We start from the raw sequence: 15,480 nt of genomic DNA, 5'->3' as shown, positions 1-15,480 counted from the left end.
CGCGCACGCCGGTGCAGGCGATCATCCGCGCCGCCGCCGGGTCGAGGCGGCCCAGCGCATCGGAATGTGCCGCGCGTACAAGCGCTTCCGCGTCCGTGATCTCCGCGTCGCCCGCCAGGTAGGCGGCGGATCGGATCGTCACCAGGTCGGCGGCACCGAATGGCTCACCTGCCCGCAGCGACCAGCCGTCGTCCGCCCGGGACAGTCGTGCCGACAGCATCGGGTGGTGGGCCACCACGGCCTCGACGACCGCTGCGAGGTCGGACTCGTCGACGTCGGCCGGCAGGGACACCACGACCGCCTGCGAGTAGTCGGCGATGTCCGAGGGTGTGTCGGCATGCTCGAGCATCCAGCGGACCGTCGGCGTGATCGAGACCTCGCCGATCGCGCCGCCCGGGAGTTCTTCCAGCATCGACGCGGTCGGCGCCCCCGCCGTCCGGGCCAGCGCTCGAACCGACTTGTGCTCGAAGATGTCCCGGGGACTCACCGGATATCCGGCCGCACGCAGGAGCGCCGACAGCTGGATCGACATGATCGAATCGCCGCCGAGCGCGAAGAAGGACTCGGTGACACCGACGCTGTCGACGCCCAGGACGCCGGCGACGATGTCGGCGATGCGGCGCTCGGTCTCCGAAGCGGGTGCGATCGCCTCGTCCGGCGTCGTCGCCGAGAAATCCGGTTCCGGGAGTGCGCGCCGATCGAGTTTGCCCGCATTGCCGATCGGCAGGGCATCGAGGACAGTCCACACGGTCGGGCGCATGTACTGCGGCAACGCGTCGGCGACAGCACGTTCGGCGGCGGAGATGTCGACGGTCTGCGCCGGTGCGAGGTAGGCGACGAGGTGTTGGGCGCCACCGGGCCCGGTCGCGACCGTGGCGGCGGCGTGCACGACTCCGGGTGCGCCCGCCAGCACGGATTCGATCTCGCCGAGCTCGACCCGCTGGCCGCGCAGCTTCACCTGGAAGTCGGTGCGCCCCAGGTATTCCAGATCTCCCCGTCCATCGACACGGACGAGGTCGCCGGTGCGATAGAGCCGCGAGCCGGGCGCACCGTAGGGGTCGGCGACGAACCGATCCGCGGTGAGATCCGGTCGGGCGGCGTAGCCGCGGGCGAGCTGGACGCCACCAAGGTAGAGCTCACCGGGCACCCCGGCCGGCACGACACGCAGCCGCGAGTCGAGCACCCGCGTCCGGGTGTTCCACACCGGCCGCCCGATCGGGACGACGTCGCCGACCACGCCGAGTTCGTGATGGGCGACCTCGACCGCCGCCTCCGTCGGGCCGAACAGGTCGTGGAGCCCGGCCCCGCCGAAGGCCGCGCGCGCGGCGGCCGCCACGGTCGGCGGCAGCGCCTCACCGGAGCAGAAGACGTACCTCAGCCGGGACAGCCGGGACAGGTCCGGGGCGGGGACGACGTCGAGGAACACCGACAGCATCGACGGCACGAAGTGCACCGACGTCACGGCGTGCTCGTCGAGTACGCCGGCGAGGTAATCGGGATCGGTGTGACCGCCGGGTCGCGCGATCAGCATCCGTGCGCCGGCGATCACCGGCGCGAAGAGCTCGGGCACCGACACGTCGAAGGTGTAGGGAGTCTTCAGGATCACGGTGTCGTCGGTGCCCAGCGGGAAGGTCGAGAGCCCCCACGCCAACCGGTTGAGGACCGAACGGTGACTGACGGTGACGCCCTTGGGCCGACCGGTCGATCCCGAGGTGAAGATCGTGTACGCGGCGTGATCCGGACGCAGTGGCTCGAGGCGGTCCGCGTCGGTGACCGGGCCGCTCTCCGCGCCGTTCGACGCCATCGCATCGTGGTCCACGACGACGACCGGCACATCGACCGTCGCCACCGCATCGGGACGGTCACTGTCGACGACGAGAAGCACTGTCGCGCCTGATGTCTCGATCATGTACTGCGCCCGGTCGGCAGGGGCATCGGTGTCGATCGGCACGTACTGGCCACCGGCGGTGACGACCGCGTGGATCGCGACGACCATGTCCACCGAACGCGGGATGCACACCGCGACCGCCGTGTCGGGTCCGACGCCGAAGGCGATCAGCCGCCGGGCCAGATGGTCGACTCGTGCGCGGAAATCGGCATGCGTCAGCACGGTCCCGTCGTCGGCGATCAGCGCCGGCGACTGCGGATGCGCAACACCGTAGGCGGAGAGCACATTCGGCAGCACGTCGCCGGGCAGGTCCACGCTCGGGCCGGCGGCGACCCCGATCGCGTCCTCGACGTCTGCGGCGTCGAGCACCGGCAGGTCGCCCACGGTCGGAGAGTCTCCGGTGGCTGCCGCCTCGGCAACGGCGCCGAGCAGCCGGGTGAACATCGTCGCGATCCGCTCGACCGTCGGGGCGTCGAAGAGGTCGGCGGCGTAGACGAGCGTCCCCGACAGGCCGCCGTCGTCGGAGTCGGCGACCCCGACGGTCAGATCGAACTTCGCCGACTCGGCACCGGGATCCTCGGTGAAGATCACGAGATCCCCGACGGCCGCGGGACCGAGCCCGCTCTGGTCGAACACGAGCAGGACCTGCGCGAGGGGTTCGAACGATTCCGACCGGACGGGATCGACGGCGTCGACGACACGTTCGAACGGCGCATCGGCATTCGCGAAAGCGTCGAGGTCGATCCCACGGACATCGTCCAGCAGTGCGGTGAACGACGCCTCGGGGACGACTTCGGTGCGCAACACGAGAGTGTTCACGAACATGCCGACCAGGTCGTCGAGTGCAGCGTGTCCTCGTCCGGCCACCGGTGTCGCGATGGCGATGTCGGACGTGGCGCTCAGACGTGCGAGCAGGGTCGCCAGCACCGCGTGGACGACCATGAACAGGGTGGTGCCGTGAGCCTGGGCGAGGGCGTCGAGATCTCGGCGTACGGATTCGCCGACCGTGTAACCGACCGAACCGGCATGCGTCGAGGCGACCGTCGGCCGAGGATGATCGATCGGCAGCGCCAGGACATCCGGCGCGCCCGCGAGTTGTCTTGTCCAGTAATTCAATTGCCGTCCGAGGGGCGACTCCGGGTCGGCGGCGTCTCCGAGCACCTCGCGCTGCCACAGTGCGTGGTCGGCGTACTGCATCGGCAGGGGCGCCCAGCTCGGCTCCGCGCCCGCGGCACGCGCGGAGTATGCCGCGGCCAGGTCTCGGGCCAGCACCGGCCCGGACTCGCCGTCGGCGGCGATGTGGTGGGCGACGACGACCAGCAGATGATCGTCGTCGGCGGCACTCGCCAGGCACGCACGGATGGGCAGGTCGCGGGCGACGTCGAAACCCCGTGTCAGCAACGCCCGGGCGGCGGTCTCGGAGTCGACCACTCGCCACTCCGGCAGCGACGCCGCGGAATTCGCGGTGGCGATCTCTTGATACGGGATGCCGTCCGGACCGGCCGGATATCGGGTTCGCAGCACCTCGTGACGCGCGACGACATCGGCGAAGGCCTGCCCCATCGCGTCGGCGTGGACCGGCCCGCGCAACCGCAGCACGACCGGGATGTTGTAGGCCGCGGATGAGGGATCGAACTGGTTGATGAACCACATCCGTTGCTGGGCGAACGACAACGGCACACGGTCGGGCCGGGTACGCGGCCCCGGTGCGGCCGTGCCGACCTCGGTCCGGGCGTCCTCGCTCGCTGCCGGATCCCTTCTCACCGCTGCCGCGAGATCGCGCGCCGTCGGGGCGTCGAAGATCGTCCGGACCGGGATGTCGGCGCCGAGCGCCTCCCCGACCCGCGCCGCGACGCGGGTCGCCGACAACGAGTTGCCGCCGAGTTCGAAGAAGCTGTCGACCACCGACACGCGATCCGTGCCCAGCACGTCGGCGAACACCGTGGCGACCGTGGCCTCGGCGTCGGTGGCCGGCGGCACGTGCTCCCCGGCCGTGAACTCGGGCGCGGGCAGCGATCGACGGTCCAGTTTGCCCGCCGAGTTCAGCGGAATGTCGTCGAGGATCATCCACACCGACGGCCGCATGTACTCCGGAAGCGACTGTGCGACAGCAGTCTTCACCCGGTCACGCTCCGGGGCGTCGCCCGGGCGGCCGGCCAGATAGGCGACGAGATGCTCGCCGCCCCCGGGTGCCGTCGCGACCGTGGCCGCGGCGTGCACGACGCCCGGCGCCGACGACAGCACCGACTCGATCTCCCCGAGTTCGATGCGCTGTCCGCGGAGCTTCACCTGGAAGTCGGTGCGGCCGAGATAGTCCAGCGAGCCGTCGGGCAGGCGCCGCACCAGGTCGCCCGTGCGATACAGACGCGCACCGGGCCCGCCGAACGGGTCGGCGACGAACCGCTCGGCGGTCAGATCCGGACGGGCGGCGTACCCGCGCGCGAGCTGCACACCACCCACGTACAGCTCTCCGGCGACACCGTCGGGCACCGGGTGCAGACGCGCGTCGAGCACATGGGCGGTCGAGTTCCACACCGGCACACCGATGGGGACGGATGCGGCGTCGTCGTCGACGGTGCCGATCCGGTGATGGGTGATCTCGACGGCGGCCTCGGTGGGCCCGTAGAGGTTGTAGAACAGGACATCCGGCAGCAGCGCACGGGTGTCGGCGGCCACCGACGGCGGCAACGCCTCGCCGGTGGTCGAGACGATGCGCAGCGACTCCAGTGCCCGGACACGGTCGTCGCCGGCCACCTCGAGGAAGACCGACAGCATGGACGGCACGAAATGCACCATGGTGGCGCGGTGTTCGGCCATCTCCTCGGCGAGACGAATCGGGTCGAGGTGGCCGTCGGCGTCGAGCACGAGCAGCCTGGCACCGGCCATCAGCGGCGCGTAGAGCTCGGCCACCGAACAATCGAAGGTGTACGGCGTCTTGAGCACCACGGTGTCCGACGCGTCGATCGGCAGTTCGTCGAGACCCCAGCGCAGGCGGTTGACGACCGCCTCGTGGGTCAGGGTCACGCCCTTCGGCCGTCCGGTCGATCCCGAGGTGAAGATCGTGTACACGGCGTTGTCGGGGCGCAGGGGGCTACGACGTTCGTCGTCGGTCACCGGCGTCGCACGGCCCTCGACCTCTCCCGCGGAGTCGACGGTTCGGGTCGCGACGTCGATCCGGTCGAGAGCGGCCGGGGCGCCCGCCGGCCCCACCAGGACGAGTTCGACACCGGCCGTGTCGATCATGTACTGCACGCGGTCGGACGGTGCGGAGACGTCGATGGGCACGTACTGCCCGCCGGCCGCCCCGATCGCATGGATCGCGACGACCATCTCGATCGACCGCGGGATACACACGCCGACAGCGACGTCCGGTCCCACGCCGGCGGAGATGAGGGCACGGGCCAGTGAGTTCACGCGCCGCGACAACTCGCGGTAGGTGACGGTCCGTGTGCCGGCGATCAGTGCGGGCGACTCGGGCGTGGACGCGACCTGCTCCGCGAGCGCATCAGCGGTCGTCTGAGCGGCGAGCCGGACCGACGGACCGTGCGAGCGCGCAAGGTGCCGATCGGCGGCGGCGCCGTCGAGCACGTCGAGGTCGCCGACGGGCCGGGCCGGATCGGCCAGGACCTGACGCAGCACCCGCGTGAACAGGGCGGCGAGGTCCTCGATCGTGGTGTGGTCGAACAGGTCTGTCGCGTACTCGAGGACACCCGCCATTCCGCGTGCGTCGCCGTCCGGTCCGGTGCCACGCATTCCCTCGGCGCCCTCGATGAGGGTGATCGCGAGGTCGTACTCGGTGAGGTCGCGATATTGCTCGAGCAGTTCGGCCGAGGAACCCCCGAGGTCGAACCGCACTCCCTGCGCATCCTGCAGCAGCAGGAGAACCTGCACGATCGGTGCGTGTGCGGTGCTGCGGGCGGGCTGCACCCGCTCGACGATCATGTCGAACGGCACGTCGGCGTTGCCCAGGGCGGCGAGGTCTCGGTCGCGGACATCCTGCACGAGGGCGGAGAACCCGGCGGCCGGGTCGACCGGCGTGCGCAGCACGACCGTGTTCATGAACATGCCGACGAGATGATCGAGGGCCTGCTCGCCACGCCCGGCATACGGTGTGCCGAGCACAATGTCACGGTCGCCGGTGAGCCGGTGCAGCACGACGGTCCAGGCCGCGTGCACCACCATGAACACGGACACGTTGTGCGACCGGGCGAATCGCGCCAGGCCGTCGACGATCTCGGTGTCGAGGTCGAAGGTCACCGACCCCGCCTGCCGGCTCTGCTCGATCGGGCGTGGACGGTCGGTGGGCAGAGCGATCAGTTCGGGGGCACCCCGGAGGGCGTCCTCCCAGAACCGTAGTTGCTGTGCCGCAAGGGTGTCCGGCGCCTCGGGATCACCGAGCAGATCCCGTTGCCACAGGGTGTAGTCGGCGTACTGCACATCGAGGCCGGACCACAGTGGTTCGCGGCCGGCGACCCGGGACGCGTAGGCATCCATGAGGTCCCGTGCCAACGGCGTCAGGGAGCCGCCGTCACTGATCACGTGATGGGCGACGAGGACGAACACGAACTCGTCGTCGTCGATCCGGTACAACCGGGCTCGCAGCGGCGGCGCGGCCTGCAGGTCGAATCCGGTCCCCACCACCTGTGCGACAGCGGAGTCGACGACGGCCGGGTCGATGGCGTCGTCGTCCGGTGTCGCGGGGTCGATCGTCGAGTGCCCCATGCCGAGTGGCGGATCGATCTGGAGGTCGGGGCGGTGGCCGTCCATCGACAGGATGATCTGTTCGGGTACCCCGTCGGTGGCGGGGAACCTGGTCCGCAGGATCTCGTGCCTGCCGACGAGATCGCGCATCGCGGAGTCGAGTGCGGATGGGTCGAGATCACCGCGGAAGCGCAGCACCAGCGGGATGTTGTAGACGTGGCCCGCCGGGTCGAGCTCGGCCAGGAACCAGATCCGGCGCTGCGCGTACGACAGCGGGATCGGTGCGATCCGCTCGGCGGGTGCGAGTTCGGGACGGTGCACGTGGATGCGGTCGGCGAGGCGGGCGGCGAGGTCCCGCACCGTCGGCGCCTCGAAGATGTCGCGGACCGTCACGGCGAGATCGAGGTCATCGGAGCATCGGGTCGAGATCTGCGCCGCGACGAGGGAGTTGCCGCCCAACGCGAACAGGGACTCCTCGACGCTGACACGGTCGACGTCGAGCACCGCCTCGAAGACGGCGGCGATCGTGCGCTCGGCGTCGTCGCGGGGCGGCTCGTAGACGGTCGACGTGACCGGTTCGGGTACGGGCAGCCCCGCGCGGTCGAGTTTGCCGTTGACGTTCAGCGGCAACTGGTCGAGGACCATGATCACGTCGGGGACCATGTAGTCGGGCACTCGCGCGGCGGCGGCCGTCCGGACGTCGGCGACCTCGAGGTCTCCGCCGTCCTCCGCGGCACCCACGACATAGCCGACCATCTGCTCGGGGCCGCCCTCGCGCTGTTTGATGGCGGCTGCCGCCGCGTTCACCCCGGCCGCGGTCAGCATCGCGGCCTCGACCTCCCCGAGTTCGATCCGGAAGCCGCGCAGCTTGACCTGTGCATCGGCACGCCCCAGGTATTCGAGCGAGTCGCCCCGTGGGATGCAGACGTCTCCGGTGCGATACATCCGGCCGCCGGCGGGATCGAACGGATCGGCCACGAAACGGGTGGCGTTCAGCTCGAACCGGCCGAGATAGCCTCGGGCGACCTGTCCCCCGGCGATGTACAACTCTCCCGGAACACCCTCGGGAACCGGGGCCAGACGCTGATCGAGGACATGGGTGCGCGTTCCCGGGATGGGCCCACCGATGTCGGAGGCGAGCGTGTCCGCGACGAACTCGACACTCAGCTCACGTCGGGTCATGTACACGGTCGCCTCGGTCGGCCCATACATGTTGTGCAGCGTCGGACCGGGGTCACCGTCGGCTTCCAGGCGGTCGGTCTGCCAACGCCGCACCTGGGCGAAATCGAGTGCCTCACCGACGAAGATCATGTGGCGCACCGACGGTGCCACCCGGCCGCGTGCCGGCGGTCGCACCGCACCGGCGTACTGATAGAACGCCGACGGCGTCAGATTCACCACCGAGACCTGTTCGCGCTCCAGGACATCGGCGAAATCCGACGGCGAGCGGGTGGTGAAGTAGTCGAGGACGACGAGGCGACCGCCGTAGGCCAGCGCGACCCAGATCTCGCCGACCGAGACGTCGAACGCATACGACTGGAACATCGTCCACACGTCGTTCTCGGTGAAGTCGAACATCTCCCCCATCGACCGCAGCAGGGTGACGACGTCGTCGTGGGTGACGACCACCCCCTTCGGCTTCCCGGTCGATCCGGACGTGTACATCACATAGGCGGGGTGCGCACCGTCGATGTGCTGCGGCAGGACCGCAGCATCCGTGGCGCGTTCGATGTCGGCGACCGTCGAGAGCTGGACATCGAGAGCTGACCACGTCGACACCGTCTCGGAATCGGCCAGCACCAGAAGCGGTTCCGCATCGACGATGATCGTCTGCAGACGCTCGACAGGATGTGACCGGTCGAGCGGCAGGTAGGCGGCCCCCGATTTGACGACACCGAGCAGCGCGACGATCAGCTCGGCGCTGCGGGGCAGCGCGACGCCGATCACGGTCTCGGGTGCCGCACCGGCCGCGATGAGGCCCGCCGCCACCCGATCGGACCGCTCGTCGAGTTCTCGGTAGGTCAGCCGCGCGCCGTCGAGATCGCCGACGGCCGGGCGGTCACCGAAGCGGTGGGCCGCGGAACGGAAGAGTCCGGGCAGCGATCCCCAGTCCGAGGATCCCGAGAGCGCCAGCGCTGCGGCGCGGACCTCCTCGACGACCCGCCGGGCGTTCGTCGCGATCTGGGCCGGGGCGAGACCGTCGGTGGAGATCATGCCGCTCACGGCGCCCACGACCGCGGCGTCGGCATCGAGGCCTCCGGCGACCAATGCGGCGGCGGTCGTCGAGACCCGCTCGTGCAGCGCCGCATGGGTGACCGGGCCGGACCGACCGACGAAGGCCTCCTCGTCGGGTGCCAGGGCTGCGGCGACACCGACGAGGTGCAGGGTGGAGGGCCGACGCCCCCACCCCTGCGAGATGTGCGGTGTGCCGGAATCGAACGCGGTCACGTGCGATCGGCACCTTCCGCCGGCGACAGTGACTCGTGCGGGCCGGCGCGGCCGGCGATTCCGGTTCCACAACCGATCGTCTCGGCTCCGGCGATCGTCTCGACAGCCCGAATCCGCAGCAGTCGGACGACATCCTCGAGTCCGTCGGCCCCGGCCGCGGTGAGGTCGGGGACGCCGGACATGAGGGCCATGGTGAGTGCGGCGTTCGGGTCTCCGTCGGGGAGCGCGCCGCTCATCGCGACCCGCATGGCGTCGAGATCTCCGAACGCCAGGACGAACGCGCCACGTTCGACGGCGGTCGACGCGGCGTCGACGGCCGCCGCCTGGGCGACGAGATCCGGCAGCGCCGTCGCTGTCATGTCCTCCGCAGCACGATCGGCGGGCGCCGCTCCCGCCTGCGCGGGACCCTCCAGGGCGATGTCGCCGACGACGGACGTGGCATCCGCGGCGACCGCGGTCAGCACCCGCACGTACCACTGGGCGATACGGTTCACCGTGCCACGGTCGAACAGGTCTGTGGCATAGAGGAGTTCGCCACGCATACGACCGTCGCCGCGGTCGCCGGCAGGATCATCGGGGAACAGCGTCAACTGCAGGTCGACCTTGGCCGCAGCCAGGTTCTCGTCTTCCGGGGATATCTGCAGACCGTCGAGCTCGACGGTGGGGAACTCGATGTTCTGGAAGGCGAACATGACCTGGAAGAGGGGGTTGTACGACGTCGGTGCGGCGGGGAGCACCCGAGCCACGATCTGGTCGAAGGCGACGTCGGCGTGCGCCATGTCCATCAGGTCCTCGGTGCGAACCCGTTCCAGGACATCGGCGAAGCCTTCGGCGACCGGCACCCGCGTCCGCAGTGCGAGGGTGTTGACGAACATCCCGACCACGTTGTCGAGCGCGGCGTCGCCGCGGCCGGCGTAGGGCGTGCCGATCACCAGGTCGTCCTTGCCGGTGATGCGGGCCAGCACCACCGCGAAGGCCGCGTGGGTGACCATGAACAACGTCGTGTTGTGCCGGCGGGCCAGCGATTCCAGTGACGACACCAGATCTGCGGGCACCTCGAACCCGACGGTGGCGCCACCGAAGGTCGGCGTCAGCGGACGCGGCCGGTCGGCGGGCAGCTCAGCCTGTGCCGGCGCCCCGGCGAGGCGATCGGCCCAGTAGCGCAGCTGCCGGTCCTCCTCGGTGACGACGCCGGCGCCGGTATCCCGGACGTCGGCATCACTGTTGTCGGCATCACTGTTGTCGGCATCGCCTGCGGGTTCGGAGAGCCGATCATGCTGCCACAGCGCGTAGTCGGCGTACTGCACCGGCAGCGGCGCCCACGACGGCGATGCTCCCCCGCGCCGGGCGGTGAACGCGGCCATCAGATCTCGCGCGAGCGGCGCCATCGACGCACCGTCGGCGCTGAGGTGATGGACGACGAAGACCAGGACGTGATCGTCGGTGGCCACCCGCAGCAGGGCGAACCGGATCGGCGGCGAGGCCACGACGTCGAATCCGACACCCGTGACGGCCGCGATGGCATCTCCGAGATCCCCTGTCACATCGATGGTCTCGAGGTCGAGGTGCCCGACGACCTCCTCGATGGGGAGGATCACCTGGGTCGGCGCGCCGTCGATCATCGGGTAGCGGGTGCGCAGCGCCTCGTGGCGATCGACGATGTCGGTGATCGCCGCCTGCAGTGCCTCGACGTTCAACGCGCCCGACATCCGCAGTGCCAGTGCGACGTTGTAGTTGGCCGAGTCCGGATCCGCACGATTGAGCAGCCACATGCCCCGCTGCACCCCGGAGACGCGGACCAGTTCCGCGCGGCCGCGCGGGGTCAGCGGCGGCGTCGCACGGCCCGTCATGGTCGACGTGATGTGGCCGGCGAAGGCTGCGACGGTGGGCTTCTCGAACAGGTCCTTCACCGGTACCCGCCGATCGAGCACGGCCGCGAGGCGGGAGGCGGCCCTCGTCGCGGACAGCGAGTTGCCGCCCAGATCGAAGAACGCGTCGTGCACGCTGACCCGGTCCACGTCGAGGACCTGCGCGAAGACGTCGGCGACCACACTCTCCATCTCGGTGCGTGGTGCGACGAACTCGCGGATCGTGGTGAGGTCCACCGCGGGCAGGGCGGACCGGTCGATCTTGCCGACGGACGTCACCTCGAACGCGTCGACCACCGCCACGGTGTGCGGCACCATGTGCCGCGGGAGTCGCGCGGCGACATGCGCGATGAGGTCGTCCGGGGTCGGCGCGGGGTCGTCGGTCGTCGTCACGTAAGCCACCAGCACGGTGTCGCCGGCGGGGGTGTGCGTTCCGATGCTCACCGCCGTCCCGACGCCCGGGTGCTCCATGAGCACGGCGTCCACTTCGCCGGGCTCGATCCGCTGTCCGCGGATCTTGAGTTGGAAGTCGGTGCGGCCGTTGTAGATGAGCGAACCGTCCGCTGACCGGACGACACGGTCGCCGGTGCGGTACATCCGGCCGCCGGAGGAGAACGGGTCGGCGACGAACCGGGCGGCGGTCAGGTCCGCGCGACCGTGGTAGCCGCGCCCGAGCTGGACACCGGTGAGGTAGAGCTCGCCGGGCATGCCGTCGGGGACGGGACGCAGACCGCGGTCGAGGACCAGTGCCCCCACCCCGGGGACGGCCCGTCCGATCGTGACCGCGTCGTCGACGCGCAGGGGTCCCGCGGCGGTCGCCCAGATGGTCGCCTCGGTGGGGCCGTACAGGTTGAAGAACTCTCGTCGGGCAGTCGTCCAGCGCCGCAACAGCTCCGGCGGGCACGGCTCGCCCACGCTGATCACCGTCGCCAACTCGGGGACGGATGCGGGTTCGAGCGTGGCGAGCGCCGACGGCGTCATCACCGCATGGGTCACCGCGGCGTCGGCGACGAGGTCGTCCAGCTCGGCCCCGCCGTACACGTCCGGCGGGCTGATCACGAGTCGCCCACCGGCGCACAACGCCATTGTCATCTCGAAGATCGAGGCGTCGAAGCTGGGCGAGGCCACGTGCAGTACGCGGCTGCCCGGTGTCAGCCCGAGCATCTCCCGCTGATTGGCGACCATCGTCGCGAGACCCCGATGGGTGACCGCGGCCGCCTTGGGTCTGCCGGTGGAACCGGAGGTGTGCACGAGATAGGCGAGGTCGGCCAGGTGCGGCGTCGCGGCGAGTTCGGCGTCGCCGATCCGGCTTCCGCTGTGACCGGCGATCCGCAGTTCGACGGTCTCGTCGTCGACGACCAGCCAGTCGATCCCCGACGGGGCGTTCGCGATCTCGTCGGAGACGGTGAGTCCCAGGGACGGTCCGGCGTCGGCGAGCATCCGGGTGCGCCGAGCGCTCGGCTGGCCCGGGTCGATGGCGACGAACGCCGCCCCCGACTTGGCCACGGCGACGGCGGCGCACACCGACTGCACCGACCGGCCGATGCTGATCGCGACGATCGACCCGCCGCCGACACCTCGCGAGATCAGCTCGCGCGCGAGCTGATTGGTGCGTGCCTCGAACATCGCCCAGGTGACCGCCGCGCCGTCGGCGACGAGGGCAGGCGAATCGAGGCCGGCCCGATCCGCGCCCGACAGCAGCAGGTCACGCAACGTCGCGGCGTCCGTGACGGGCTGCGGCGTGGCGGTCAGCCCGGCGATCGTCTCGGGGGGCAGCAGGTCGATCCGCGCGACGGGTTGGGCCGGGTCGGAGACCATGCCGCGCAGCATCGTCATCAGGTATCCGCCGATCGACTGCGCCGTCGATGCATCGAACAGGTCGGTGGCGTAGGAGATCTCGACGTCGTAGTGCTCGTCCGGCGAACCCGCTGCCCGGTCGGTGATCGTGAACGACAGGTCGTACTTCGCGGCGGGCACCCTCGTGTCGAGCATGCCGAGCGACTCGTGCCGGTGGGTGAGTTCGTCGGTGACCTCGGCCTGCATCGTCAGAGCGACCTGGAAGAGCGGTGCGTGCGCCGACGAACGCTGTGGTGCGATCGCATCCACCACCCGCTCGAACGGGATGTTCGCATGCTCCATGGCCTGCGCCCGTGTGTGATGGGCGGCGGCGAGGACGTCGGCCACGCTCGCGTCGTCGGCGACCGGTGTCCGGAGGACCACGGTGTTGACGAACATGCCGACGAGGTCGGCGGTGATGTCGTCGTCGCGACCCGCGACGGCGGCACCGATCGGGACGTCGTCGGTGTCGGCGAGTCGGCCGAGCACGGCGGCGAGCGCGGCGTGGAACACGGTGAACGGGGTGACCGACGTGCGCTGCGCGAGATCGCGGACGGCGCGGGCGAGATCGGCGTCGACGGTGAGGTCGACGAAACCGCCGCGCCCGGAGGCGACCTCGGGGCGAGGACGGTCGGTCGGCAGGGCGAGCAGGTCGGGTGTGCCGTCGAGGACCCGACGCCAGTGGTCGAGTTCGCGGACCTGGACCTCCGACGGGTCGTCGGCGGTGCCGAGCACTCGGTGCTGCCACAACGCGAAGTCCGCGTACTGGATCGGCAGCGGGACGAAAGCGGGTGCCCGGCCGGCCGACCGGGACTCGTAGGACTGCAACAGATCACGGATCAGTGGCTGCAACGAGAAGCCGTCGGCGGCGATGTGGTGCAGAACGATCAGTGCCACGGTCTCGGTGCCGTCGGTGAGCAGTGCCCAGCGGAAACCGATGTCGTCGACCAGGTCGAATCCGCGGGCGGCCTCGTCGGCGATGGCCTGCGCGATCGGCACGGTACCGACCTCGGTCACCGGCACCTGTGCCAGATCGCCGAGGTCGGCGGCATCGACGACCTGCTGCACCGGCTCCCCCGCGACCGAGGGATACCGGGTGCGCAATGACTCGTGGCGCGTGACGACATCGAGCACGGCGAGCCGGAGCGCAGCCAGATCGACGTCGTGACCGAGCCGGATGGCGCCCGGCATGTTGTAGGTCGGCGCCTCGGGATCCATCCGGTTCACGAACCACAGCCGGGTCTGCGCATGTGACAGCGGGACGAGGGCGCCGCGGTCGGCGACCGGGGTCGGTCGGGCGTCAGCGGCATCGACGAGCAATGTTGCGCGCGAGGCCATCTCGGCCAGATCGGCGCTGTCGAAAACGTCGGCGAGCCGCAGGGACAGGCCGTGGTCGGCGCGTGCGCGTGCGACGAGCCGGGCCGCGGTGAGCGAGTCGGCGCCGATCGTGAAGATGTTGTCGCGCAGTCCGACCCGGTCGGCCCCGATGAGATCGGCGACGAGACGGGCGAGGGTGACCTCCACCGGCGACGTGGGTTCGGTGAAGATCGTGCCGGCGCTCGGATCGGGCGCGGGCAGTGCCGCACGGTCGAGCTTCCCGGAGGCGGTGACCGGGAAATCGTCGAGCATCACAACCGAGGACGGGATCATGTGGGCGGGCAGGTGCCGTCGGCAGTGCGCCCGCACATCACGCTCGGACACACCGTCCGCCTCGGCCCGCAGGTAGGCCACGAGCATCGGGGCGTTGGCCGCGGTGCGCACCCCGTCGGTCCGCGCGAGCACCGCGGCGGCCTCGACACCGCGCAGACCGGTCAGCACCGACTCGATCTCACCGAGCTCCACTCGCTGACCGCGGATCTTCACCTGGAAGTCGGTGCGCCCCAGATACTCCAACTCCAGCAACTCGGTCCAGCGGACGAGATCTCCGGTGCGGTACATCCGCGCGCCCGGGTCGCCGGCCGGGTCGGCCACGAAACGGTCGGCCGTGAGATCGGGGCGACCGACGTAACCCTGCGCCAACTGACTCCCGGCCAGATACAGCTCGCCCGCGACCCCGGCGGGTACGGGCCTGAGGTGGCGGTCGAGCACGCGCACATCGGTATTCGGCATCGGCCGGCCGATCGGCACCGGGCCGTCGCCACCGACGACGCGATGTCCGGTGACATCGACGGCCGCCTCGGTGGGGCCGTACAGATTGACCAACTCCACCTCGGCGGAGTCGGCGACCTTGTCGGCCAGGGCGCGAAGCAGCGCCTCCCCCGAGGTGAAGACCTGCCGTACGGTCGCACCGAAGACCGATCCCGCACCGCATGCATCCGCCGATGGCGCCGGACGGCGTGAGACCACGTCGATGTAGGCGTCGAGCATCGACGGCACGAAGTGCAGCGTGGTGACTCCGTGGGCGGAGATCAGGTCGGCGAGATGGTCGGGGTCACGGTGCCCGTCCGGGCGAGCGATCACCATCCGCGCACCGGACATCAACGGCCAGAACAGTTCCCAGACGGACACGTCGAACGTGATGGGCGTCTTGTACAGCACCACATCGTCCTGGTCGATGCGATGCTCCTCCTGCATCCACGCCAGCCGGTTCAGGATCGCGCGATGTCCGACCTCGACGCCCTTGGGTGTACCGGTCGAGCCGGATGTGAAGATCACGTAGGCGATCTCGTCGCCGGCGCCCATGGCCGCCGGCGCCGGCGGGGCGGGTGCGGGTGGGGTGTCGGCATCGAATCGGTCGCG

Annotated in this window: 2 protein-coding genes (1 of these 2 only partly in view); both read right to left on the bottom strand. The window is 70.4% G+C overall.

The window, feature by feature from the left end; genetic code table 11:
• Positions 1 to 9,037: the beginning of a non-ribosomal peptide synthase/polyketide synthase gene (locus EEB19_RS14655; protein ID WP_187587475.1), read on the bottom strand. Its footprint begins 45,959 nt before the window's first position; only the first 9,037 of its 54,996 coding nucleotides appear in the window; its start codon is at positions 9,035 to 9,037; the stop codon falls past the left edge of the window.
• On the bottom strand, positions 9,034 to 15,480 hold a 6,447-nt coding region (locus EEB19_RS14650; protein ID WP_187587473.1), incomplete at its 5' end, for a non-ribosomal peptide synthetase. The genes EEB19_RS14650 and EEB19_RS14655, both read right to left, overlap by 4 nt.

Origin of the sequence: Gordonia sp. OPL2, from assembly GCF_003797825.1 — a bacterium.
Lineage (GTDB): Bacteria > Actinomycetota > Actinomycetes > Mycobacteriales > Mycobacteriaceae > Gordonia.
This window is presented reverse-complemented; position numbering and strand designations above follow the sequence as displayed.